The sequence below is a fragment of the Streptomyces omiyaensis genome, from assembly GCF_014650895.1.
GTDB classification, from domain to species: Bacteria; Actinomycetota; Actinomycetes; order Streptomycetales; family Streptomycetaceae; genus Streptomyces; species Streptomyces omiyaensis.
Window position 1 is genome coordinate 125,241 of record NZ_BMVV01000007.1, and the last position, 23,522, is coordinate 148,762.

Here is a 23,522-nt window from a genome sequence, read left to right on the forward strand (position 1 = left end):
GTCACGCGTTCGGGGCGAGGTCCGTACCGGCACCGCGGCGGCGGACCGCCACCAGGTCCGTCCGGGCCTCCGAGCCGGTCGCCGCCGCTGCGGGAACCGCCCCGGCGGTGGCCTCGGCGGGAGCCGCGTGCCCGCCGCACGGACCGCAGCCGCCGCCGGCCGTCGCGTCCTCGTGCGAGCCGCAGCCGGCCGCCGCACCGGAACCGCAGCCGCCCGCCGAGGCGTGCGAGCCGCACCCGCCGCCGGCACCCGCCGCCGCGAGGGCGTCGGCGCGGTGGGCGGGCAGCGTGGTCGTCCCGGCGCCCTCCACCTCGAAGCCGGCGTCCGCGATCATCTCCAGGTCGGCCTGACCGGCCTGGCCCTCGCTGGTGAGGTAGTCGCCGAGGAAGATCGAGTTGGCGATGTTCAGCGCCAGCGGCTGCATCGACCGCAGGTGGACCTCGCGGCCGCCCGCGATCCGCACCTCCACGTCGGGGCAGACGAAGCGGACCATGGCGAGGATCCTCAGGCACCGCTGCGGGCTGAGGTTCCACTCCTTCGCCAGGGGCGTGCCCTCGAACGGGATCAGGAAGTTGACCGGCACCGAGTCCGAGTCCAGCTCGCGCAGCGCGAACACGACGTCGACCAGGTCCTCGTCGGTCTCGCCCATGCCGGCGATCAGGCCCGAGCAGGCCGAGAGGCCCGCCGCGTGCGCCTTCTGCACGGTGTCCACCCGGTCCGCGTAGGTGTGGGTGGTGGTGATCTCGCCGTACGTGCCCTCGGAGGTGTTGAGGTTGTGGTTGTACGCGTCGGCGCCGGCCGTCTTCAGCCGCTCGGCCTGCCCGTCGGAGAGCAGACCGAGGCAGGCGCACACCTCGACGCCCTCGTTCTGCTCCTTGATCGCCTCGATGGTCCTGCCGACGCGCTCCACGTCGCGGTCCGTCGGACCGCGGCCGCTCGCCACCAGGCAGACCCGCTTGGCGCCGCCGGCGATGCCCGCCGCGGCGGCCTGGGACGCCTCGTCCGGCTTCAGCCAGGTGTACTTGAGGATGTCGGCCTTCGAGCCGAGCCGCTGCGAGCAGTACGAGCAGTCCTCCGGGCAGAGCCCGGACTTCAGGTTGACGAGGTAGTTCAGCTTCACCCGCCGCCCGAACCACTGACGGCGCACCTTGCCGGCCGCGGCCACCACATCGAGCAGGTCGTCGTCGGAGGTCGCCAGCACGGCGAGCGCTTCTTCACGGGTCGGCGTCTCGCGCCGCAGCCCCTTCTCCACCAGCGTGTTCAGCAGGTCCATAAGGGCTGATCCTTGCCTACCGCACACCCCCCGGCCAAGGAGGATCTGAACAAACGGGCCCGATCGAGGTGTGTGTATGACCACATCCCGACCTCGGCTTCCTGACGTTAGGGTCTGTGCGCTGCCTACAAAAGGTGCCGACAAAAGGAACGCCGCATGCCCCAGGTCCAGCCGACCCCGCCTCCGCGTCGCTCCGCCTTCGACTGGACCGAGGCGGAAGCCCGCCGCCGGGCCGAGGCCGGACTGGTACGGACGCTGCGGCCCCGCCCGGCCGTGTCGGAGCTGACGGACCTGGCCGGCAACGACTACCTCGGCCTCACCCGGCACCCCGAGGTCACCGCCGCGGCCGCGGAGGCGGCCCGCCGGTGGGGCGCCGGCGCGACCGGTTCGCGTCTCGTGACCGGCACGACCCGGCTGCACACCCGCCTGGAGGAGGAACTGGCCGCGTTCTGCGGCTTCGAGGCCGCCCTCGTCTTCTCCTCCGGCTACACCGCCAACCTCGCCGCGCTCACCGCGCTCGGCGGGCCGGGCGCGCTGATCGTCTCCGACGCCGCCAACCACGCCTCGATCGTGGACGGCTGCCGGCTCGCCCGCGCGGAGGCCGCCGTGGTTCCGCACGCCGATCCCGAGGCCGTGCGCAAGACGCTGGAGGCGCATCCGGGGCGGCGGGCGTTCGCGGTCAGCGACTCCGTCTTCTCCGTCGACGGCGACCGCGCTCCGCTGGAGGAACTCGCCGCCGCCTGCCGCGAACACGGTGCCGGGCTCGTCGTGGACGACGCACACGGGTTCGGGGTCCTCGGCGCGGGCGGCCGGGGCGCCCTGCACGGCGCCGGACTCGCGGGCGACGAGGACGTGGTCGCCACCCTCACCCTCTCCAAGTCGCTGGGCAGTCAGGGCGGTGCGGTCCTCGGCCCCGCCCGCGTGATCGAGCACCTGGTCAACGCGGCGCGCACGTTCATCTTCGACACCGGGCTCGCCCCGGCGGCCACCGGCGCCGCGCTCGCGAGCCTGCGGCTGATCGCCGCCGATGCGGGACTCGCCGAGCGGGCGCGCGCGGTCGCGACCGCGCTGCACCGGACGCTCACCGAGGCGGGGTTCACCTCGGCCCGGCCGGACGCGGCGGTGGTGTCGGTGCACGCGCCGGGACCGGAGGAGGCCCTGCGCTGGGCGGCCGACTGCCGGGAACAGGGCCTCTCCGTCGGCTGCTTCCGGCCGCCGTCGGTGCCGGACGGCATCTCGCGGCTGAGGCTGACCGCCCGCGCGGACCTCACGGACGCGGAGATCGAGCGGGCGGTGGCGACGATCGTGCGGACCGCGCCGCCCGGCGCGCGCCGCGAGGCACGTGCACAGGCGGACGGCTGACGCGCAGGGAAAGCGCGTGGGGGAGCGCCGGTGCCGGGCGTGTGTGCTGGGCACTTGCACGGGGCCGGGCCCCGGGGCGGTTGCGCCCGGGCTTCCAGGCGCCCAAGCTTCCGGGGGCCTGATCGGGCCTCCGAGTGAGCAGCGACCGAGCGACCAGTGACCAGTGGCCGAGTGGCCGAGTGACCGGGGAACGGGGCGAGGGGGCGGCCGTGGTGGTCCCGGACGGGCAGGGAGCCGGCCGTGGTGGCGGGGGGCGGTTCCGGGACGGCTCAAGGGTGCTTCGGGGGATCGGAGTTCGCCGCGTTCACCGCTTCGGGCGACAGAGCGGGACATATCTCGGGAGAACGCCTCACCCGGGCGCGCGATCGGTGGCAGTCTGACGCGAAGCGCGATCCGGGGCGACGGCCCCGGCGGGAAAGGGACGACGTCGCCATGGCAGATCACCAAGAAGCATCCTTCACCCTGCCGAGCGATCCCGCCGAGGTCGCCGCGGCACGCAGGTTCGTGGCGGAGGTGCTCGGCCGCTGGGGTCTGGACGGCGATGGTGACGCGGCGGACTCGATCCGGCTGATGGTCTCGGAGCTGGCGACCAACGCGGTCCAGCACACCTTTGGGCAATCGCCCACCTTCACGGTCGAGCTGCGTCTCGACCGTGAGGAGGTGCTGCGGATCGGCGTCACCGACAGCCACCCGCGATTCCCGCGCCGTCTCCCCGCCGCCGTCCAGCAGGACAACGGGCGCGGCATGTCGATCATCCGGGTCCTCGCGGCGGAGGCGGGGGGCCGGCTCTCGGTCACGCCGACGGCGGAGGGCGGCAAGACCGTGTGGATCACGCTGCCATGGGCAGCCGCACCGGTCCCCGTCTGCTGAACCCGACGGGCACCCGCACGTCCCGTCCCCCCGGCCGTCCGCCTGGCATGGCGAGTGGGCGCAGGGCGGGCCCTCTGCCACGAGGTCGGTCGTCCGCTCGGTTCGCGTGCAGGGCGGGGAGGGCCAGGAGCCGCCGGCGCAGTGACGTGCCCAGCAGCGCTGGTTCGGTTCGCCGAGCCGCCGCGCCACCCGGCGCGTCGGGTCCTCGGGGTGGGGGACGCCGACCTCGACGTCGGGACTCCGGAGCGCGAGACGCTCCTGGCAGACGCCGCAGGGAGGCAGGATGACGTACCGGCCGTCCTCCGGGTCGCGGAAGACGCAGACGGTGGCGGTCACCCGGCGGTCGAGGGTGTAGGCCTGGCAGTACGCGCCGGTCTCCTGGCAGAGGGCGACGCTCGGGTGGATGGTGTCGAGGGCGATGCTCGGGTGGATGGTGTCGAGGCCGACGCCGGTGAGGATCCGTCCGTCGTCGAGGCGGACGGCGGCGGCTCCGCCGGGCTCGCCGGGGGACCGGCGGCGGTCGGGCTGGGCGATGGCGGCGTCGGCGAGAGCTCGGTCGAGTGTCATCGGCGCGTCCTGGGAGACGCCGTGCTCCCGCGCGGCGGCGGGCGCGGTGTCTTCGCGCGGGGCGGGGCGCCTGCGGTGGGGTGCGGCGGCGCCACCGCACTCCGGGGACGGCCGCAGGCGCCGGTGGGTCAGTTCACGCGCCCGTAGTAGACCTTCGAGGACCAGATCCTGTCGAGCTTCACCCACGAGCCGGTCTTGGGCGAATGCCAGATCTTGCCGCTGCCGGCGTAGATCCCCACGTGGTAGACCCTGCCGCCCGAGTGGAAGAAGACCAGGTCGCCCTTCTGGCGGCTGGAGGCGGAGATGTGCCGGGTCTTGTTGTACTGCTGCTGCGCTGTGCGGGGCAGCGACTTGCCCGCCTTCTTGTACGCGTAGACCGTGAGACCGGAGCAGTCGAAGCGGGTGGGCCCCGCCGCGCCGTACCGGTAGGGCGCGCCCTTCTTGGACGCGGCGACGCCCAGTGCCTTCGTCGCGTGGGAGGTGGCTGCCTGGGCCTCGGGTGCCGCTCCGGGAGCGAGGAGCGTGCCGCCGACGGCGGCGAGGGTGAGAGCCGAGACGGCTCCCGCCCGGGACAGCAGGGACGGGACATGCATCTGCGCAGTCATGCGCAACCCTTCGTCAGCCGCCTGTGAAGGATGACCTGTCGGGTTCGGGCAGGCGAAGATGCCCGGCCGCGGCTGCGGCTTCACCCCAAGGGACGGCCGCGCTGGGGATTCAGCGCGGTCGACCCGTACTGCTCGGGTCCTCCACTCCTGCCGGTCCAATCCTGTCGACCAGACGTCCGGGACGGCGGCAGGACTCGGCGTCCGCCCGGACCGCCCCGCCTGGATGGCGGGGGCTTGTCGTCGTCGAGGATCTTGACCCACGACACGGGTGAAATCCGAGCGGAAACGGCGTTATGTGAGGCTCCTCACGACTGATCCATACGGGTGGACAAGAGGGTTTCGTGATCGTCGCAGGTTTGGCTGACGAGCCCCGTACCAGCGCCGGAATGTCCGATTCCGCCAAATGCGTACATCGGTTGCGCAACTTGCCCGCCTCAACTGTCGATCCCGCGAATACGCCGAACGGGGGACGGATTCTGCGTCCCGTGTCGGCCGTCCGGGGCTCGACACGACACGACGGAATGTCAACTGGCGCGCGTTCCGGGCACGGTGACGCGGGCCGCTCGCCGTTCGCCGTCCAACACCCGCAGGGCACAGGCCAATGTCTCGGCGTGGACCTCGCTCTCGCCCCGCATGTGCATGAGCGTCAGGGCCTGTCGCAGAGCTTCCACCCGCCCGGCCAGCGCCTGGGCGGCGCGCAGCGCGCCATAGGTATGCGAGGTCCTGGATGGATTGATCTTCCCCAGGAGGTCGACGACTTCGAGGTACGCGTCGATGAACTCCCCTTCGGCGCGGGTCAGGGCGGGCAGCGGCGGAAGTTCCGGCACCATCGCGGCCTCACCGGGCCGAGGCGCCGGAGGCGGCCCGGCGGTCGCTGACGATGTGGTCGACCAGGCCGTACGCGAGCGCCGCGGGCGCGTCGAGGACGGTCGGACGGTCGGTGTCCGCGGTGATCCGCTCCTCGTCCCGGCCGGTGTACGCGCAGAGCAGGCGCGTCATCACCTCGCGCAGGCGTGCCATCTCGCGCGCCTGGAGGTCCAGGTCGGAGGGCCGGCCGGTGAACGGCTCGTCCAGGACCGGCTGGCGCAGCGTGATCCGGGCGCCGGGCAGCGTCATGCGCTTGCCGGGCGCGCCCGCCGCGAGCAGGACCGCCGCCGTGGAGCCGACCTGGCCGAGGCAGGTGGTCTCCACGTCGCTCGCCAGGCTGCGCATCGTGTCGTGGATCGCGGTCGTCGCGGTGATCGAGCCGCCGGGGGAGTTGAGGTACAGCGCGATGTCCCGCCCGGGGTCGGCGTGGTCGAGGTACAGGAGCTGGGCGATCACGTCGCTCGCGGCGGCGTCGTCGACCGCGGTGCCGAGGAACACCACCCGGTTCTCCAGGAGCTTCGCGTACGGATCGAGGGTCCGGAGGCCGTACGAGGTCCGCTCCGAGAACTCCGGCAGTACGTGACGTGCGTCCAAGGGGAGCGCCTCCTTCTGTCAAAAATGTACAGGACGTACAGACCGTAAGATGAGGAGCATGACCTACGAGATCCCGGTGACGCAAGCGCGGGCGGAGCTCGCCGACCTCATCAACCGCGTGGTGTACGGCGATGAGCGCGTGGTCGTGACCCGCCACGGGAAGCCGCTCGTGGCCCTGGTCTCCGCCGCCGACCTGGAGCGACTGGAGAAGCTGGAGGCGGAGGCGCCGGAGGCGGCCGGTGATCCCGTGATCACGTCCCTCACCGGCGCGGGCGGTCTCGCCGGTCTCGGTTCCGCCACCGGTGAACAGCGCCGCTTCGGCATCGCCGCCCGCCACGGGGAGCCCGGCGCCGGCTGACGACGGGCCGTGGCGCGCCCCTCCGGCCCGAGCCGCCGGCTTCGTCCTCTTCCGACCCGAAGGCTCCGGCCCGACCCGACGGCTCCGTCCTTTCCCGCCAGGCCCCGCGTCCCTGCCGCGCCCCGCGTCCCTGCCGCGCCCCGCCCCGCGTCGCGTCCCGCGCCCCGCTCCGCGCCCCCGCGTCGCGCCGCTCGCCCCCGCGTCGCGCCGCTCCGTCCCCTCCCGTGCCGTGCCCCGTCGTCCCGGCCGGTCCGGCCTTCCTCTCCTCCGTATACGAGGAAGCCGCGTGCCCCCGTCCGCTACGTCGGGGGCACGCGGCCGTCGGTGGGCGGCGGGCGGTCAGCCCGCCGTCGCCGGAACCGGGGTCGGGTCCGGGGTCGGTACGGGGGCCGGACCGGGCCGCCGGCGGGTGCCGAGGGCCAGCGCCGTCAGGCCCGCGACGGCCCAGAGGGAGAGGACCAGGAGCGGTCCGCCCGCCGCCGCGCCGTCGAAGTACGCCACGGAGCGCAGCGCGCTGCCGCCCGCGCCGGGCGGCAGCCACTGGCCGAGGAGGCCGATCCCGGACGGCAGCAGCTCGGGGGCGCTCGCCATGCCGGAGAAGGCGTTTCCCGCCAGGATCGTGAGCACCGCGGCGAGCCCGAAGCCGGGCTTGCCGAGCAGGGTGGCGAGCCCGGCGAAGGTGGCGCCGATCGCGAGGACGGTCAGTGCCAGGACGCCGGCCTCCGCCCAGGCGTTCCCGGTCAGCACGCCGAGCCAGCCGTGCGCGAGCGCGGCGCCGGTGAGCCCGGCGAGCGCGGACGCCCCGGCGAGGGTGGCGACTGCGCGGGTTCCGCGCAGTCCGAGGAGCACTGCGGCTGCGCCGGTGGCGGCGCCCGCCAGGGCGAGCGGCAGCAGGCTGGCGCCCAGCACGGCGCCGCGCGGATCGGCCGGGGGCAGCGCGACGACGTCGGTGACCGGAACGGTCCTGTTCTCCGCGGCGGCGCCCCCGGTGACGGCCTCGCGCAGCAGGCCGGCCACGACGGGGCTGCCGGCGGAGGCGGTCAGCAGCTCCGGGCCGGCCGGAGTGACGACGACCGCTCCGTACACCTCGCGGTTCTCGACGGCGGAGCGCGCGGCGGCGGCGTCCTCGTACCGGTGGACCTCGAAGGCCCCCGCGTGCCGTTCCAGCTCGCGCGCGACCCCGTCCGCCGCGGCGACCGGGCCGGCCACGCCGACGGGCAGGTCCCGCGGCGCCATGCGGGCGGCGGGCCAGGCGAAGGTCCACAGGACGAGAGCGGCGAGGGCCGGGACGAGCAGCAGCACCGCGAGGGTCTTGCGCCCGGCGCCGGGAGCCGTGCCGGGGCCGGTGTCGGGGGTGGGGGCCGGTGCCGCGGCCGAGGCCGGGGCGGAGGCGGTGGGGGCGGGCATGACGGCCTCGATTCGCGGGTTGGTTGGGACGGGATCGCTCGGAGTGGAGCGCCGGTAGGGGCGCCGAGAGGGGCGCCGGGAGGGGCGGGGGCGCTGGAGGGCTGGAGTGCCGAAGGGGAGGGACTGGAGGGCCGGAGTGCTGAAGGCGGAGGGGCTGTAGGGCAGGGGGGCGGGACGGGGCACGGGGGACAATCAAAGAGAAGGATCGTTCGTTTTCTCCTGGCCCACTGTCCGCCGGGGTGGCGAAGTTGTCAAGAATGAATATTCGTTTTAGGTTCGGGGCATGGCCCGTGTCTCCCAGGAACACCTCGACGCCCGCCGCCGCCAGATCCTCGACGGCGCCACCCGCTGCTTCGCCCGCAACGGCTTCCACGCCACGTCCATGCAGGACGTTCTCGCCGAGGCGGGGCTCTCCGCCGGCGCGGTCTACCGCTACTTCCGGAGCAAGGACGAGCTGATCGCGGCCATCGCCGAGGAGACCTTCACCCGCATCCGCGGCGCCTTCGCGCAGGCCGCCGGGGAGAATCCGCCGCCGACGCCCGACGTGCTGATCGGGCGGGTGATGACGATCGTCCTGGAGCGCCGGATCGCCGGGGCGGAGCAGCAGGCCTTCGCCCGGCTGATCATCCAGGTGTGGGCCGAGACCCTCCGGGACGAGGCGCTGGCGAAGGCCCTCGCCCAGGGCTTCGACGGGATGCGGGAGATCTGGGCGGGGCTGGTCGACGCGTACCGGGCGAACGGCCTCGTCCCCGCCGACGTCTCCTCCGAGCACATGGCCCGCACCCTCATCGCCGCCGTGCAGGGCTTCATCGCCCAGCAGGCGCTCTTCGGCGACGTCGAGATCGACGTCCTGCAGGAGGGGCTGCGCGGGCTCATGTCGATGGGCGCCCCCGCCCCGCCCCCGCCGGTCCGATGATCATGGGATCGCAAAGCCGGAGTTAACGCGCCGGAAAAACTTCCGCCCTAACGTGCAATGTCCGGCCGTCCACCGCATCTCCGCTGTTCAACAGAGTGTTGACGGTCGGTAGGGTCCGCAGCTGTCCGGGTGCGGCCCGGTGGACGACTGTGAGGTGGAAGAGTGCAACTGAGCCCGCACGAGCAGGAGCGCCTGCTCATCCATGTGGCCGCCGACGTGGCGGAGAAGCGGCGCGCCCGCGGGGTGAAGCTCAACCACCCCGAGGCCGTCGCCCTCGTCACCGCGCACATCCTGGAAGGAGCGAGGGACGGGCGCACCGTCGCCGAACTCATGGCCTCCGGGCGCAAGGTGCTCTCCCGCGACGACGTCATGGAGGGCATCCCCGAGATGATCCACGACGTCCAGGTCGAGGCCACCTTCCCGGACGGCACCAAGCTCGTCACCGTCCACGATCCGATCGTCTGACGGGGGCCGGCACCGATGATCCCCGGAGAGATCCTGTACGCGGACGGGCCCGTGCCCCTCAACGAGGGCCGCCCCGTGACCCGCCTCACCGTCCTGAACGCCGCCGACCGGCCCGTCCAGGTCGGCTCCCACTACCACTTCGCCGAGGTCAACCCCGGTCTCGACTTCGACCGTCCGGCCGCGCGCGGCCTGCGGCTGCACATCGCCGCCGGTACGGCCGTGCGCTTCGAGCCCGGCATCCCCGTCGAGGTGGAGCTCGTGCCGATCGCCGGCCGCCGGATCGTCCCGGGCCTGCGCGGCGAGACCGCCGGCCCCCTCGACGCCACCGGCCCCGCCCCCGACACCTCCACCCCCGAGGCCCCCGCCGCCCCGTCGGCCGCGACGCCGAACGGAGCCCTCCGTGCCTGACCTCCACCGTGCCGTGTACGCCGACCTCTTCGGTCCCACCACCGGCGACCGGATCCGCCTCGCCGACACCGACCTGCTGGTGGAGATCGAGGAGGACCGCTCGGGCGGCCCCGGCCGGGCCGGCGAGGAAGCCGTCTTCGGCGGCGGCAAGGTCATCCGCGAGTCGATGGGCCAGGCCCGCACCACCCGTGCCGAAGGCGCCCCCGACACGGTGATCACCGGCGCCGTGGTCATCGACCACTGGGGCGTCGTCAAGGCGGACATCGGCATCCGCGACGGCCGCATCACCGCCCTCGGCAAGGCCGGCAACCCCGACACCATGGACGGCGTCCACCCCGGGCTCGTCATCGGCCCCGAGACCGAGATCGTCGTCGGCAACGGGCGGATCGTCACCGCCGGAGGCGTCGACACCCACGTCCACTTCATCTCGCCGACCGTCGTCGAGCAGGCCCTCGCCACCGGCATCACCACCCTGGTCGGCGGTGGCACCGGCCCCGCCGAGGGCACCAAGGCCACCACCGTCACCCCCGGCCCCTGGCACACGGCCCGGATGTTCGAGGCGCTCGACACCTTCCCGGTCAACATCGGCCTCCTGGGCAAGGGCAACACCACGTCCCGCGAGGCCATGCACTCCCAGCTGCGCGGCGGCGCGCTCGGCTTCAAGATCCACGAGGACTGGGGGGCGACCCCCGCCGTCATCGACGCCTGCCTCGGCGTCTGCGAGGAGACCGGCGCCCAGCTGGCCATCCACACCGACACGCTCAACGAGGCCGGGTTCGTCGGCGACACCCTCGCCGCCATCGCGGGCCGGACCATCCACGCGTACCACACCGAGGGCGCCGGCGGCGGGCACGCGCCCGACATCATCACCGTGGTCTCGGAACCGTACGTGCTGCCCAGCTCGACCAATCCGACCCGGCCGCACACCGTCAACACCATCGAGGAACACCTCGACATGCTGATGGTCTGCCACCACCTCAACCCGGCGGTCCCGGAGGACCTCGCCTTCGCCGAGTCCCGGATCCGGCCGTCCACCATCGCCGCCGAGGACGTCCTCCACGACCTCGGCGCCATCTCGATCATCTCCTCCGACTCCCAGGCCATGGGTCGGATCGGCGAGGTGATCCTGCGGACCTGGCAGACCGCCCACGTCATGAAGAAGCGGCGCGGCGCGCTGCCGGGCGACGGCCGCGCCGACAACCACCGGGTGCGCCGCTACGTCGCCAAGTACACGATCAACCCGGCCGTCGCGCAGGGCATGGACCACCTCGTCGGCTCGGTCGAGCCCGGCAAGCTCGCCGACCTCGTGCTGTGGGAGCCCGCCTTCTTCGGGGTGAAGCCGCTCGTGGTCCTCAAGGGCGGCCAGATCGCCTACGCGCAGATGGGCGACGCCAACGCCTCCATCCCCACGCCGCAGCCGGTGCTGCCGCGCCCCATGTTCGGCGCCCTCGGCCGGGCGGCCGCCGCCGGCTCCGTCAACTTCACGGCCGAGGCGGCGATCGAGGACGACCTGCCCCGGCGGCTCGGCCTGGCGAAGGAGTTCACCCCGATCCGCTCCACCCGCCGGGTCACCAAGGCGGACATGCGGGAGAACGACGCGCTGCCCCGTGTCGAGGTGGACGCCGACACCTTCACCGTCACGCGCCCGCTGTGGAACTGCCCATGGCCCAGCGCTACTTCCTCTTCTGATGACCGCCTCCCGCTCCGCACTCCTGGTGCTCGCCGACGGGCGCTTCCCCGCCGGCGGGCACGCCCACTCCGGCGGTGCCGAGGCCGCCGTGAAGGCCGGCCGCATCCGCGACGCCGCAGGACTGGAAGCCTTCTGCCGTGGGCGTCTGCACACCACCGGCCTCACCTCGGCGGGCCTCGCCGCCGGCGCGGCCCTCGGGCTCGACCCGTACGAGCTCGACGCCGCCGCCGACGCCCGCACCCCCTCGCCCGCGCTGCGGACCGCCGCCCGCCGGCTCGGCCGCCAGCTGATCCGGGCCGCCCGCGCCGCCTGGCCCGGACCCGAACTCGACGCGCTCGCCGCGGCCTTCCCGCGCGGCGCGCACCAGCCGGTCGTCCTCGGCGTCACCGCCCGGGCCGCCGGACTCGGCCCCGAGGACGCGGCGCACTGCTCGGCGTACGAGACCGTCGGCGGTCCCGCGACCGCCGTCGTGCGCCTCCTCGGCCTCGACCCCTACCAGGCGACCGGCGTCCTCGCCCGGCTCGCGCCGGAGATCGACGAGGTCGCCGCGCGGGCCACCGCCGCCGCCCGCGGGGGCGTCGGCGCGCTGCCCGCCGCCTCCGCACCGCTCCTCGACATCACCGCCGAACAGCACGCCGCCTGGCCCGTCCGCCTCTTCGCCTCGTAACCCCGGAGCACCCCCATGCACCTCGACCACGGCCACACCCACCACGGCGCCGTCTCCGCCGACGCCCACCGGCCCGACGGCACCCGCCGCGCGCTGCGCATCGGCCTCGGCGGACCCGTCGGATCCGGCAAGACCGCCACGGTCGCCGCGCTCTGCCGGCTGCTGCGCGACACGCTCTCGCTCGCCGTCGTCACCAACGACATCTACACGCGCGAGGACGCCGAGTTCCTGCTCCGCGAGGCCGTGCTGCCGCCGGAGCGCATCCAGGCCGTCGAGACCGGCGCCTGCCCGCACACCGCGATCCGCGACGACATCTCCGCCAACCTCGAAGCCGTCGAGGAGCTGGAGGACACCGTCGGCCCGCTCGACCTGATCCTCGTCGAGTCCGGCGGGGACAACCTCACCGCCACCTTCTCCCGGGGCCTCGTCGACGCCCAGATCTTCGTCATCGACGTCGCCGGCGGCGACGACATCCCCCGCAAGGGCGGCCCCGGCGTCACCACCGCCGACCTCCTCGTCGTCAACAAGACCGACCTCGCCCCGCACGTCGGCTCCGACCTCGGCCGGATGGCCCGCGACGCCGCGGAGCAGCGCGGCGACCTGCCCGTGGCGTTCACCTCGCTGCGCTCCGAGGAGGGCGTCGGCCCGGTCGCCGACTGGGTGCGCGAGCGGCTCGCCGCCTGGACCGCCGCGCCGGTGCCCGCCGCGTGAGCCTGCGCGCCACCGCCCGGATCGCCGCCGACGCCGACGGCTCGCTCCCGGTCCTGACGAGCGACGGGCCGCTCGCCCTGCGCCGCACCCGCGCCGCCGTCCCCGGCTGGACGCGGGTGACGGTCGTCGGCGCGATGAGCGCGCCGCTCGGCGGCGACCGGCTCGCGATCGAGACCGAGGTGCGGGACGGGGCCCGGCTCCGCGTCGACTCGGCGGCCGCCACCCTGGCCCTGCCCGGCCGCAGCCCGGAGCCCGCCGCGTACGAGCTCCGGCTCCGCGTCGGCGGGGACGCCGTCCTGCGCTGGCTGCCCGAACAGCTCGTCAGCGCCCACGGCTCCGACCTGCGGGTCCGCACCGACGTCGACCTGGCGCCGACCGCGCGCCTCGTCCTGCGGGAGGAGCAGGTCCTCGGCCGGCACGGCGAACCGCCCGGCACCCTCGTCTCCCGGCTCGCCGTCCGCCGCGCGGGCGCGCCACTGCTCGACCAGGAACTCGCGTACGGTCCCGGCGCCTCCGGCGGCTGGGACGGCGCGGCCGTGCTCGGCGGGCACCGCGCCACCGGCCAGCTGCTCGTCGTCGACCCGGCCTACGAGGGCGCGCCGCCAACGGCGCGCCCGCTCGGGGAGTCCGCGGCGCTGACCCCGCTGGCGGGTCCGGCCGTCCTGGTCACCGCGGTCGCCCCCGACGCGCTCGCCCTGCGCCGGATCCTCGACGCGGCCCTGGACGAACTCGCCCCCGAATGAGACGGATCCGGATGTACCGCTCAGCGGACTCCGGTCTCCGGTTATGGGTTCGGCAAAGAAACGTGTGTTCGGACTGACGCTGCGCCCCTCCTGAAGGAAGGATCGCCCGGACGGACGACCACCTACAGGGGGAGGACCTGTGAGACGACGCACGGCAGTGCTCGGATCCGCCGGCACGCTCATCGCCGGCACACTCGTCGCGGGCGCGCTCGCGGCTCCGGCGGCGGGCGCCGCGAGCGGGGCCCGCCACGGGCGCGACGCCGAGGCGGCCGGTGTCGCCGTCGCCGCGGCCCAGGCCGCGCGCGCCGGGATCGACTGGCAGGACTGTCCCGCCGACTGGGGCCTGGAGAAGCCGATCCAGTGCGGCTGGGTGACGGTGCCGGTCGACTACGCCGAGCCGTACGGGAAGAAGATCAAGATCGCCGTCGACCGGATCGCCGCCACCGGCACCCCGGCCGAGCGCCAGGGCGCGCTCCTCTACAACCCCGGCGGCCCCGGCGGCTCCGGCCTGCGCTTCCCGCGCCGCGTCACCACGAACAACAAGATCTGGGCGAACGCCGCGAAGGCCTACGACTTCGTCGGCTTCGACCCGCGCGGCGTCGGCAAGTCCGCCCCGATCTCCTGCGTCGACCCGACCGAGTTCGTCAAGGGCCCCAAGCCCGACCCGGTCCCCGACAGCGAGGCCGACAAGCGGGCGCAGCGCAAGCTCGCCGCCGAGTACGCCGCCGGCTGCGCCGAGAAGAGCGGCGACATGCTCCCGCACATGACGACGCCGAACACCGCGCGCGACCTCGACGTCGTCCGGGCCGCCCTCGGCGAGCGGAAGCTCAACTTCGTCGGCGTCTCCTACGGCACCTACCTCGGCGCCGTCTACGGCACCCTCTTCCCGACGCACGTCCGCCGCATGGTCCTGGACAGCGTCGTCAACCCGTCGACCCGGTCGATCTGGTACGAGGCCAACCTCGGCCAGGACATCGCCTTCGAGGGCCGGCTCACCGACTGGATGACCTGGGTCGCGAAGAACGACGCCGCCTACCACCTCGGCGACACCCTGGCCGAGGTCCGCGGGCAGTGGGACGCCCTGCGCGCCGCCGCGAAGAAGGCGCCGCTCGGCGGCAAGGTCGGACCGGCCGAGCTCATCGGCTTCTTCCAGAACGCCCCGTACTACGACTCCATGTGGGCGCCCGTCGCGGAGGCCTGGAGCGCGTACGCCGCCGGCGACCCGCAGCCGCTCGTCGACAACGCCGCCGCGGACCTCACCGACACCGCGGGCAACATCGCCGCGGAGAACGGCAACGCCGTCTACACCGCGGTCGAGTGCGCGGACGCCCCGTGGCCGACCAGCTGGAAGAAGTGGGACCGGGACAACTCCCGCCTCCACGAGCAGTACCCCTTCATGACGTGGGCGAACGCCTGGATGAACCTGCCCTGCGCGACCTGGAAGGCGCCGAGCCGCAAGCCGGTCCAGGTCGGCACGGGCAAGGGCCTGCCGCCCGTGCTCATCACCCAGGCCGAGCGCGACGCCGCCACGCCGTACGAGGGCGCTGTGGAACTGCACAAGCGGTTCAAGGGCTCGCGCCTGATCACGGAGAAGGACGCCGGCTCGCACGGCATCACCAACCTGGCCAACCCGTGCCTCAACACCAAGGTCGAGGCGTACCTGCTGACCGGCAAGGTGGACGCCACGGACCAGACGTGCGCCCCGCACGCCGCTCCGCAGCCTTAGCAGCCGAACGACCGCGGAGGGGCGTCCGCACAACGACCGCCCCTCCGCCGCTCACGCCTCGGCGGCCTTCACCACGGCCGCGTACTCGTCCACGTACTCCTGGCCCGACAGCCGCATGATCGCGTACATGATCTCGTCCGTGACCGCCCGGACCACCGCCCGCTCGTCCGCCGAGCCCGCGAAGCGCGAGAGGTCCAGCGGCTCCCCGAACCGGATCGTCACCCGGCGGATGCGCGGCACCACCCGCCCCGGCGGCTGGATCTCGAAGGTGCCGACCATCGCGCACGGCACCACCTTCACCCCGGCCGTCAGCGCCATCACCGCCACCCCGACCTTGCCCTTGTACAGGCGTCCGTCGGGCGAGCGGGTGCCCTCCGGGTAGATCCCGAGCAGCTCGTCCCGCGCCAGCACCCCCAGTCCCTCGCGGATCGCGGCCCGTCCCGCCTCCTTGCCCGAGCGGTCCACCGGGATCTGTCCGGCCGCCCGGAAGAAGGCCGCCGTCAGCCGCCCCTTCAGGCCCGGCCCGGTGAAGTACTCCTGTTTCGCCAGGAAGGTGATCCGCCGGTCGAGCACCACCGGCATGAGGAAGTGGTCGGAGAAGGAGAGGTGGTTGCCCGCGACGATCGCCGCACCCTCCTCGGGAATGTGTTCGATCCCCTCCACCCGCGGCCGGAACAGCAGTTTCAGCAGCGGTCCGAGGAGCACGTACTTCAGCAGCCGGTAGAACACCTGGGCCCCCGTTCGTCGTCCGTCACGCCCCGTTGTAACCCCCCGGCCGCCCGTGGTCCACTGGTGGGAGTGGCCCGACACACCGGGAGGCCGACATGCCAGGCGCGCGCGGACCCCGGCGTCCCGGACGCGTGCTCGCCGCGCTGCTGTGCGCGGTGACCGCGGCCGGTCTGTACGGATGCTCCGGCACGGGCCCGCCGGACCCGTCTCCGACGCCGACGCGCGCGCCCGCCACGACGGCGCCCGGCGGCGTCTCGCCCTTCACCGGGCTCCCCGCCCGCAGCGGCCCCGTCCTCGCCGTCAAGATAGACAACGTGGCGGCGGCCCGCCCCCAGACCGGCCTCGCCGCCGCCGACCTCGTCTACGTCGAACAGGTCGAGGGCGGCGTCACCCGCCTGCTCGCCGTCTACTCCTCCCGCCTCCCCGACAGCGTCGGCCCCGTCCGCAGCGCCCGCGAGTCCGACATCTCGCTCCTGCGGCCCTTCGGCACGCCGGCCCTCGCCTACTCCGGCGCCCAGACCAGGCTGACCCCGCTCCTGGAGGCCGCGCCGCTCGAACTCGTCTCCCAGGCGGACGCGCCGCGGGCCTTCCGGCGCTCCCCGGACCGCCCCGCCCCGCACAACCTCTACCTGGACCCCGAGCGCGCCCTCACCTCGGCCCCCGGTGCCTCCGACGCCCGCCCCGTCGGGCTGCGCTTCGGCGCCGCCCCCGAAGGCGGCACCGCGACCGAGGCCCGCACCGTCCGCTTCCCGGCGGCGCGCTACACCTTCACCTGGTCCGCCGCCGACCGCGGCTGGCGCGTCGCCCTCGACGGCCGCGCCGTGACCGCCACCGACTCCGGCCCGCCCGCGCCCGCCACGGTCGTGGTCCAGCGCGTGACCGTCCGCCCCTCGGCCTTCCGCGACGTCAACGGCGCCGTCTCCCCGTACACCGAGACCACCGGCTCCGGTACGGCGACGGTGCTCCGCGACGGGCGGGCGTACGAGGCCCGCTGGTCGCGCCCCGACCCGGCCGGCGGCACCGCCTTCACGACCCCCGACGGCAGCCCGCTCCCCTTCGCCCGCGGCCAGGTCTGGTTCGTCCTCGCCCCGCGCTGAAGGGCCGGACGGGCACTCCGAAAAGCCGGACGGTCCCGGACGGACCCGTCGGGCCCTCCGCGCCGAAAGGCCGGACGGGCCCCTCGGGTCCCCGGTCCGGCCGGAGCGGGCACGAGGCGGACCGTCACCCGTGGGGGTGCCGCTCAGCGCGCCGTGGGGCCCGGCCCGCCCGCGCGGGGGCGGCGCGGCACCGCGGGCGCGTCGGCGCTGTCCGCCGCCGCCATGCCGATCGTCGCGACCCCGAGTACGATCCAGCCGAACCAGAGCCAGCCGCTGCTGCCGAGCGCCACCGTGTACGCGGTGATCAGCACCAGTACGGCGCAGGTGACGTACGCCATCGCCTTCGTGGAACCGGACATCTGCCCGCCCTCCTCCCGACCGCGGCCGGAGTGCCTCCCTGCCATCGTGACTCCACGCGGGGGGCGCGCGCTACTCCCCGGACGCACCCGGCGTGCGCCGAACGGCACGAGGCCCCCGGAACACGCGGTTCCGGGGGCCTCGTCCGAGGGAGGGGGGAGGGTCAGCGGCGCGCCTGGAGCGAGGCCAGGTAGGCGTTGTACTCCGCCAGCTCCTTGTCGCCGTCCCGGTCGGCCTGCCGGTCCTTGCGGACCGCCTGCCGCTGCTCGGAGTGGTACCACTGGTAGACCAGCGCGATGAGCACCAGCACCGAGGGGATCTCGCTGAAGGCCCAGGCGATGCCGCCCGCCGCGTTCTGGTCGGCGAGCGCGTCGATGCCGAGCGAGGCCGGCGGGTTCTCGTACGCCTTCACCATCGGCTGGCTCGCCATCATCATCGCGATGCCGAAGAAGGCGTGGAACGGCATGCCCGCGAAGAGCTCCAGCATCCGCATCACGTACCCGGGCCGGTGCGGGCCCGGGTCCACGCCCATGATCGGCCAGAAGAAGATCAGGCCCACGGCGAGGAAGTGGACCATCATGCCGATGTGCCCCGGCTTCGACGCCATGAGGGTGTCGAAGAGCGAGGTGAAGTAGAGGCCGTAGAGGCTGGCGATGAACATGCTGATGGTGAAGACGGGATGCGTGATCACCCGCAGGTACCGGCTGTGCAGCAGCTTCAGCAGCAGCTCGCGCGGACCGAGCGAGCCGCGCCCGGCCACCGGCAGGGCGCGCAGCGCCAGGGTCACCGGGGCGCCGAGCAGCAGCAGGATCGGCGAGACCATGGAGATCACCATGTGCTGCACCATGTGGACGCTGAACATGACCATGCCGTAGTCGTTCAGCTTGGTGCACATCACCAGGGCGATCGTCAGCACGCCCGCGGTGAAGAGCACGGTCCGGGCGACCGGCCAGGCGTCGCCGCGCCTGCGCAGCCGGGCGACCCCCCATCCGTACAGGCCCAGCGCCGCGAGGCACCCGACGAGGAAGAAGAGGTCGGGAGAGAACTCCAGGCCCCGCCCCAGCGTGAACGGCGGCAGGTCCGTGGTCATGCCGTGCCCGCTGTGATCCATCGCTTACTCCTGGAGCCCATTGCGCGCCGAGCCCGTTTCGCGCTTGTTGTCCGCACCAGACTAGAACCGCCCCCGGTCGCGCTCGCGACCGGGGGCGGGTGTCGTGCGCAGGGGTGTCCGGAGCACGTGCAGAGTGCGCTCCGAGCGCGCCCGGAGCGTGTGCGGCGCGTGCTCAGAGCACGGACTGGGCCTCGGCGTAGCGGTCCTCGGGGACCGTCTTCAGCGTCTCCACGGCCTGCGCCAGCGGCACCATCACGATGTCGGTGCCGCGCAGCGAGGTCAGCATGCCGAACTCGCCGCGGTGCGCGGCCTCGACGGCGTGCCAGCCGAAGCGGGTGGCGAGGACGCGGTCGTACGCGGTGGGGGTGCCGCCGCGCTGGACGTGGCCGAGGATGACCGGGCGGGCCTCCTTGCCGAGGCGGCGCTCCAGCTCGACGGAGAGCTGGTTGGCGACGCCGGTGAAGCGCTCGTGGCCGTAGATGTCGGTGCCGGCGGTCTTGAAGTCCATGGAGGAGCCCTCGCGCGGCTTGGCGCCCTCGGCGACGACGACGATGGCGAACCGCTTGCCGTCCTCGAAGCGGGCGCCGACCCGGGTGGTCAGCTCGTCGATGTCGAAGGGGCGCTCCGGGACGACGACGGCGTGGGCGCCGGCGGCCATGCCCGAGTGGAGGGCTATCCAGCCGGTGTGGCGGCCCATGACCTCGACCACGAGGACGCGCTGGTGGGACTCGGCGGTGGTCTTGAGCCGGTCCAGGGCCTCGGTCGCCACGGTCACGGCGGTGTCGAAGCCGAAGGTGACGTCGGTGGAGGCGATGTCGTTGTCGATCGTCTTCGGGACGCCGACGATGGGGAGGCCGGCGTCGGAGAGGAGCTTCGCCGCCTTGAGGGTGCCCTCGCCGCCGATCGGGATGATGGCGTCGAGGCCGAGGTCGGCCACGTGGCCCCTGGCCCGCTCGACCCCGTCGACGAGGTGGGCGGGCTGGACGCGGGAGGAGCCGAGGATGGTGCCGCCGCGGGCGAGGATGCCGCCCACGGCATCGAGGTCGAGCTTCCGGTAGTCGCACTCCAGGAGGCCCTTCCACCCGTCGTGGAAGCCGATGACCTCGTCCCCGTGGTCGACGACGGCCCGGTGCACGACGGAACGGATGACGGCGTTCAGACCGGGGCAGTCTCCGCCGGAGGTGAGCACACCAATGCGCATAGCCCAAAAACCTTTGCAACGTGGGCCGACTCCCGGACCACGTCGTCCGGCTGGATCCCCGCCACCCTATCGTCGCCGGGTGGCGGGGCCGAACCCGATGTCCGCAGATTGGACACCGTATTTACTTACGAATCCAATGTGCGCTAGCCCGCTCAGAAGTGCGCTTCCCCGGGGCTCCCGACGGTCCGTCAGGCGGGCTGGGTGGCCGACGCGATGCGCTCGGCGCGCAGCGCCTCGTACCACCGGTCGTCGGTCGGCGGCAGCGCGTTGACGTCGAGGGCCAGCTTCAGCATCAGGTCCGCGATCTGCGGGTTGCGGGCCATCACGGGACCGTGCATGTAGGTGCCGAAGACGGTGTCGTTGTACGCGCCCTCGGTGCCGTCGCCGGTGCCGTTGCCGTTGCCGAAGACGGTCCGCGCGAAGGGGCGGGCCGTCGGGCCCAGGTGGGTGATGCCCTGGTGGTTCTCGAAGCCGGTCAGCTGGGGGAGGCCCAGCTGCGGGTCGATGTCGGCGAGCACGTCGCCGACGCAGCGGGCACCCTCGCCGCGGACCGTGGTCACGTCGAGCAGGCCGAGGCCCGGCTCGCGCGCCCCGAGGTCGTTGATGAACTCGTGGCCCAGGATCTGGTAGCCGGCGCAGACCGAGAAGATGATCGCGCCGTTGGAGGCGGCCCGGGAGAGGCCGCCGTCGCGGCGCAGCCGCTCGGCCGCGAGCCGCTGCGGCCGGTCCTCGCCGCCGCCGACCAGGTAGATGTCGCCGGAGGTGGGGACGGGCTGGTCGCTGCGGACGTCGACGCGCTCGACGCTGAGGCCGCGCTGGCGGGCGCGGCGCTCGACGACGAGCACGTTGCCCTGGTCGCCGTAGGTGCTGAGCAGGTCCGGGTAGACCCAGACCACACGCAGGCTGCTGTCACTCATGCTGCAACTCCTTCTGCGAGTCGGGGCGGGGTCAGTTGCCCACGCGGCGGCGGACGTCCTGGAACGCGGTGTAGTTCGCGATCAGCTCGATCTGCCCGGGCGGGGCCATGGCGACCGCCTCGTCGATCGTCTCGCAGACGCGGAAGTCGACGCCCGCGACCTCCAGGCGGACCGCCAGGTCGAGCCGGCGGTCGCCGATCACCATGATCGGGTGGCCGGCGAGGCGCCCGTAGTCGACGTCCCACAGCCAGGAGGTGTCGGTGCCGTCGGCGCCGCGCGCGTTGACCGAGAGGATCACCGGCGTCGGCGGCTGGTCGATGAGGGAGAAGGTCTCCAGCCAGCCCGCCGGGTTCTTCGCGAGCAGCAGCCGCAGCTGCCGGTTCTGGAAGGAGACGACGTCGTAGCGGCCCGCCACGGCCTGCACCTGGTACATGCGCTCCAGGGCGACCTGCGGCGGCACGCCGAAGACGGCGGCGACGGCGGCCGAGGTGGCGGCGTTCGCCTTGTTGGCGCGGCCGGGCAGCTGGAGCCGGATGGGCCAGGCCGAGCCGTGCGGGTCGAGCACGTGGTCGCCGCTGAGCGCCCAGCTCGGGGCGGGACGGCGGAAGCCGCACTCGCCGCAGAACCAGTCGTCGCCGGGGCGCTGGAGCACGCCGCCGCAGGAGGGGCACGACCAGGCGTCGTCCTTCCACTCCTGGCCGACCGCGACCCACACCACGTTGGGGGAGGAGGAGGCGGCCCACACGATCAGCGGGTCGTCGGCGTTGGCGATGACGACGGCCTTGGAGCCGTTGAGGCCCTCGCGCCACTTCTCGGCGAGCATCCGCGTCTCGGCGGCGCGGTCGAGCTGGTCGCGGGAGAGGTTGAGCAGCGCGATGGCCTTGGGGGTGGTGTCGCGGGCGACACCGGCGAGGTACTTCTCGTCGACCTCGATCACGCCGTACCGGGCGTCGCTGCCGCCGGCGAGGGCGGAGGTGATGCCCGCGGGCATGTTGGCGCCGAGGGCGTTGGAGACCACCGGGCCGCTGGCCCTGAGCGCCTCGGCGATCAGCCGGGTCGTGGTGGTCTTGCCGTTGGTGGCGGACACGAGGACGACGTCCAGGTGCTGCGCGAGCCGTCCCAGCAGGTCGGGGTCGAGCTTGAGCGCCACCCGGCCGCCGATCACCGATCCGCTGCCGCGGCCGGCCGCCCGCGACACCGCGGCGGCCGCCTTGCCAGCGGTCACGGCCAGTTTGGCGCGCGGCGTCAGCGGCTCTGGATTACCGGGGTGTCCTGACATCGTCCTTGATCCTCCTTGCGTCGGTCGGGGCTCAGCCTATCGAGAACCGGCCAGGAGCCCGAACCGCGGCACCCGGCCGACCGTATGAAATGAGGAGGTCACACCGGACCGTACCCTTACCGCCATGCGAAACCGCCCCATCCCCGGCAGCTCCGGCGTCGTCCGGACGATGACCCTGCTCGGCGATCCCGTGCTGCACGCACCCTGCGCCCCCGTCACCGAGTTCGGCCCCGGACTCGACGCCCTGGTGGAGTCCCTGTTCGCCACCATGTACGCGGCGCACGGCGTCGGTCTCGCCGCGAACCAGGTGGGCGTGGGGCTGCGGGTGTTCGTCTACGACTGCCCGGACGACGAGGAGGTGCGGCACCTCGGACACGTCGTGAACCCGCGCCTCGTCGAGGCCGACGGGGACGCCTACCGGGGCCCGGAGGGCTGTCTCTCGCTGCCGGGCCTGGAGGCGCCGGTGGCCCGCTTCGACCGCGCGGTGGTGGAGGGGGTGCGGACGGACGGCACCCCGGTGCGGATCGAGGGCACCGGTTTCTTCGCCCGCTGCCTCCTCCACGAGATGGACCACCTGGAGGGCCGGGTCTACGCGGAGCACGTCACGGGGTGGCGGAGATCACGCCTGCTGCGCGCGATCCGCAAGCGGCCGTGGGGCGCGGGCGCCGCCGTCCTGGAGGCGCGGACCTGACGGACGCAGGGGTACGGCTCCGGGGGCGGGCGTCCGGGCCGGGCCCGGCCCGGGTGCCCGGCCGGCCCCGGTGAGGAGCCGGGCGCCGGGCCGGAGCGGGCCGGTGCCTCCCGGCGGGCGTACCCGCCCGGGGTTCAGAAGCCCGGGCCGCCGGCGCGGTCGTCGGCCTCGGCGAGGCGGCCCCAGAGGAGGTCGGCGAGGGAGCGGACCAGCTCCGCGCGGGAGCAGGGGCGCTCGCCCAGCCACCAGTCGCCGGCGGCGTGCATCATGCCGACGATCCCGTGGCCCCAGATCCGGGCCTGTGCCTCGGCGGCCGGTCCGAGGTCGACGCGCTCGGCGATGACCTGGCCCAGCTCCTCGCCCATGCGCCGGAGCAGCGGGGCGGAGTGGCGGCCGACGTCGAAGCCCTGCTCGGACTGGTGGGACTCCTCGGCCGGGTGCATGAGGAAGCGGTAGACCTGGGGCATCGCCTCGATGGAGGCGAGGTAGGTGTCGAGGGTGGACTCGACCCGGCGGCGCCGGTCGGAGGGGGCGTCGAGGGCGGCCCGCAGCGAGGCGAGGAGGGCGTCGGTGTGGCGGGTGGCGAGGGCGCGGTAGAGGCCGCCCTTGTCGCCGAAGTGGCGGTAGAGGATCGGCTTGGTGATGCCGGCCTCGGCCGCGATCGCGTTCATGGATGCCTTGGGGCCGTCGCGGAGCACCACGCGGTCCGCCGCCTCCAGCAGTTCGCGCCGCCGCTGCTCGGCGGGCTTCTGCTGGTCGGTGGTCCGGTGTGCGATGTCCATAGCGTGTCTCCCCGCCCGTGCGATGACCTGAGGCTGTCGCAACGTAACACCCGACCGGTGCCGCGCGCCGAACCGTCCGGTCCGCTTCGTCCGTGCAGACCCGCAGGTTGACAGCCGTACCCGCCGGTA

General features: G+C 73.8%; 24 protein-coding genes and 1 pseudogene. 13 read left to right on the top strand and 12 right to left on the bottom strand.

Annotated elements, in window-relative coordinates; translation table 11 throughout:
- Position 1: 1 nt before the first annotated feature.
- Positions 2-1,273, bottom strand: coding sequence for a biotin synthase BioB (bioB, locus tag IE287_RS14080; protein ID WP_189849359.1), 1,272 nt, complete (start codon positions 1,271-1,273; stop codon positions 2-4).
- 156 nt (positions 1,274-1,429) lie between these two features.
- On the opposite strand from bioB, the gene IE287_RS14085 reads away from it, so the two are divergent.
- Both IE287_RS14085 and IE287_RS14090 read left to right on the top strand, forming a co-directional pair.
- Positions 1,430-2,635 carry an 8-amino-7-oxononanoate synthase gene (locus tag IE287_RS14085; RefSeq protein ID WP_189849360.1) on the top strand — a complete coding sequence of 402 codons (1,206 nt, stop codon included), beginning with the start codon at positions 1,430-1,432 and terminating at the stop codon, positions 2,633-2,635.
- Between the two features lie 432 nt (positions 2,636-3,067).
- Positions 3,068-3,505, top strand: coding sequence for an ATP-binding protein (locus tag IE287_RS14090; RefSeq protein ID WP_189849361.1), 438 nt, complete (start codon positions 3,068-3,070; stop codon positions 3,503-3,505).
- A 695-nt stretch (positions 3,506-4,200) separates the two neighbouring features.
- Here IE287_RS14090 and IE287_RS14095 read toward each other — a convergent pair.
- The 3 genes from IE287_RS14095 to IE287_RS14105 form a co-directional block, all read right to left on the bottom strand.
- Positions 4,201-4,677: a C40 family peptidase gene (locus tag IE287_RS14095; RefSeq protein WP_189849362.1), complete on the bottom strand. Its 477-nt coding sequence runs from the start codon at positions 4,675-4,677 to the stop codon at positions 4,201-4,203.
- Positions 4,678-5,201: 524 nt separating this feature from the next.
- Positions 5,202-5,507 carry a hypothetical protein gene (locus IE287_RS14100; protein ID WP_189849363.1) on the bottom strand — a complete coding sequence of 102 codons (306 nt, stop codon included), beginning with the start codon at positions 5,505-5,507 and terminating at the stop codon, positions 5,202-5,204.
- Positions 5,508-5,514: 7 nt separating this feature from the next.
- Positions 5,515-6,138 (bottom strand): ATP-dependent Clp protease proteolytic subunit, encoded by a 624-nt coding sequence (locus tag IE287_RS14105; protein ID WP_189849364.1) that lies wholly within the window; start codon positions 6,136-6,138, stop codon positions 5,515-5,517.
- 58 nt (positions 6,139-6,196) lie between these two features.
- Here IE287_RS14105 and IE287_RS14110 point away from each other — a divergent pair, with 58 nt between their 5' ends.
- On the top strand, positions 6,197-6,496 hold the full coding sequence (locus IE287_RS14110; protein ID WP_189849365.1) for a type II toxin-antitoxin system Phd/YefM family antitoxin: 300 nt from the start codon (positions 6,197-6,199) through the stop codon (positions 6,494-6,496).
- A 339-nt stretch (positions 6,497-6,835) separates the two neighbouring features.
- On the opposite strand, the gene IE287_RS14115 is transcribed toward IE287_RS14110, so the two are convergent.
- Positions 6,836-7,903, bottom strand: coding sequence for an ABC transporter permease (locus IE287_RS14115; protein WP_229883479.1), 1,068 nt, complete (start codon positions 7,901-7,903; stop codon positions 6,836-6,838).
- A gap of 283 nt (positions 7,904-8,186) precedes the next feature.
- On the opposite strand from IE287_RS14115, the gene IE287_RS14120 reads away from it, so the two are divergent.
- The 8 genes and pseudogenes from IE287_RS14120 to IE287_RS14155 all read left to right on the top strand — a co-directional run bounded on the left by IE287_RS14120 (position 8,187) and on the right by IE287_RS14155 (position 15,229).
- On the top strand, positions 8,187-8,819 hold the full coding sequence (locus IE287_RS14120; RefSeq protein WP_189849366.1) for a TetR/AcrR family transcriptional regulator: 633 nt from the start codon (positions 8,187-8,189) through the stop codon (positions 8,817-8,819).
- Positions 8,820-8,981: 162 nt separating this feature from the next.
- Complete coding sequence (locus tag IE287_RS14125; RefSeq protein ID WP_189849367.1) at positions 8,982-9,284, top strand: urease subunit gamma; 303 nt, start codon at positions 8,982-8,984, stop codon at positions 9,282-9,284.
- A 15-nt stretch (positions 9,285-9,299) separates the two neighbouring features.
- The gene (locus IE287_RS14130; RefSeq protein WP_229883480.1) at positions 9,300-9,692 is read left to right on the top strand and encodes an urease subunit beta; all 393 of its coding nucleotides are present in this window, start codon (positions 9,300-9,302) and stop codon (positions 9,690-9,692) included.
- Positions 9,685-11,381, top strand: a pseudogene (locus IE287_RS14135) (urease subunit alpha). The gene IE287_RS14130 and the pseudogene IE287_RS14135 overlap by 8 nt, the downstream one beginning before the upstream one ends.
- Entirely contained in the window at positions 11,381-12,049 is a 669-nt protein-coding gene (locus IE287_RS14140) for an urease accessory protein UreF (protein ID WP_189849368.1), read from the top strand. Before IE287_RS14135 ends, IE287_RS14140 begins: the two are co-directional and overlap by 1 nt.
- 15 nt (positions 12,050-12,064) lie before the next feature.
- A complete protein-coding gene (gene ureG, locus IE287_RS14145; RefSeq protein ID WP_189849369.1) occupies positions 12,065-12,760 on the top strand; it encodes an urease accessory protein UreG in 696 nt (231 codons plus the stop codon).
- The gene (locus IE287_RS14150) at positions 12,757-13,503 is read left to right on the top strand and encodes an urease accessory protein UreD (RefSeq protein WP_189849370.1); all 747 of its coding nucleotides are present in this window, start codon (positions 12,757-12,759) and stop codon (positions 13,501-13,503) included. The genes ureG and IE287_RS14150 overlap by 4 nt, the downstream gene beginning before the upstream one ends.
- Before the next feature lie 139 nt (positions 13,504-13,642).
- On the top strand, positions 13,643-15,229 hold the full coding sequence (locus IE287_RS14155; RefSeq protein WP_229883481.1) for an alpha/beta hydrolase: 1,587 nt from the start codon (positions 13,643-13,645) through the stop codon (positions 15,227-15,229).
- A 51-nt stretch (positions 15,230-15,280) separates the two neighbouring features.
- On the opposite strand, the gene IE287_RS14160 is transcribed toward IE287_RS14155, so the two are convergent.
- The gene (locus IE287_RS14160) at positions 15,281-15,958 is read right to left on the bottom strand and encodes a lysophospholipid acyltransferase family protein (protein WP_189849371.1); all 678 of its coding nucleotides are present in this window, start codon (positions 15,956-15,958) and stop codon (positions 15,281-15,283) included.
- A gap of 95 nt (positions 15,959-16,053) precedes the next feature.
- Here IE287_RS14160 and IE287_RS14165 point away from each other — a divergent pair, with 95 nt between their 5' ends.
- Positions 16,054-17,055, top strand: coding sequence for a DUF3048 domain-containing protein (locus IE287_RS14165; RefSeq protein ID WP_189849372.1), 1,002 nt, complete (start codon positions 16,054-16,056; stop codon positions 17,053-17,055).
- Between the two features lie 143 nt (positions 17,056-17,198).
- Here the strand turns inward: IE287_RS14165 and IE287_RS14170 are convergent, their stop codons facing one another.
- From IE287_RS14170 to IE287_RS14190, 5 genes are all read right to left on the bottom strand, one after another.
- A complete protein-coding gene (locus IE287_RS14170; RefSeq protein ID WP_189849373.1) occupies positions 17,199-17,414 on the bottom strand; it encodes a hypothetical protein in 216 nt (71 codons plus the stop codon).
- Positions 17,415-17,575: 161 nt separating this feature from the next.
- Positions 17,576-18,523, bottom strand: a complete 948-nt coding sequence (locus IE287_RS14175) for a cytochrome c oxidase assembly protein (RefSeq protein WP_189849374.1) — start codon at positions 18,521-18,523, stop codon at positions 17,576-17,578.
- A 172-nt stretch (positions 18,524-18,695) separates the two neighbouring features.
- The gene (locus IE287_RS14180) at positions 18,696-19,724 is read right to left on the bottom strand and encodes a 6-phosphofructokinase (protein ID WP_189849375.1); all 1,029 of its coding nucleotides are present in this window, start codon (positions 19,722-19,724) and stop codon (positions 18,696-18,698) included.
- A gap of 188 nt (positions 19,725-19,912) precedes the next feature.
- Positions 19,913-20,641, bottom strand: a complete 729-nt coding sequence (locus IE287_RS14185; RefSeq protein WP_189849376.1) for a type 1 glutamine amidotransferase — start codon at positions 20,639-20,641, stop codon at positions 19,913-19,915.
- Between the two features lie 31 nt (positions 20,642-20,672).
- Positions 20,673-21,920 carry a Mur ligase family protein gene (locus IE287_RS14190; RefSeq protein WP_189849377.1) on the bottom strand — a complete coding sequence of 416 codons (1,248 nt, stop codon included), beginning with the start codon at positions 21,918-21,920 and terminating at the stop codon, positions 20,673-20,675.
- Between the two features lie 124 nt (positions 21,921-22,044).
- On the opposite strand from IE287_RS14190, the gene def reads away from it, so the two are divergent.
- The gene (gene def, locus IE287_RS14195) at positions 22,045-22,611 is read left to right on the top strand and encodes a peptide deformylase (RefSeq protein WP_189849378.1); all 567 of its coding nucleotides are present in this window, start codon (positions 22,045-22,047) and stop codon (positions 22,609-22,611) included.
- Between the two features lie 134 nt (positions 22,612-22,745).
- Here the strand turns inward: def and IE287_RS14200 are convergent, their stop codons facing one another.
- Positions 22,746-23,393 carry a TetR/AcrR family transcriptional regulator gene (locus IE287_RS14200; RefSeq protein ID WP_189849379.1) on the bottom strand — a complete coding sequence of 216 codons (648 nt, stop codon included), beginning with the start codon at positions 23,391-23,393 and terminating at the stop codon, positions 22,746-22,748.
- Between the last annotated feature and the right edge of the window lie 129 nt (positions 23,394-23,522).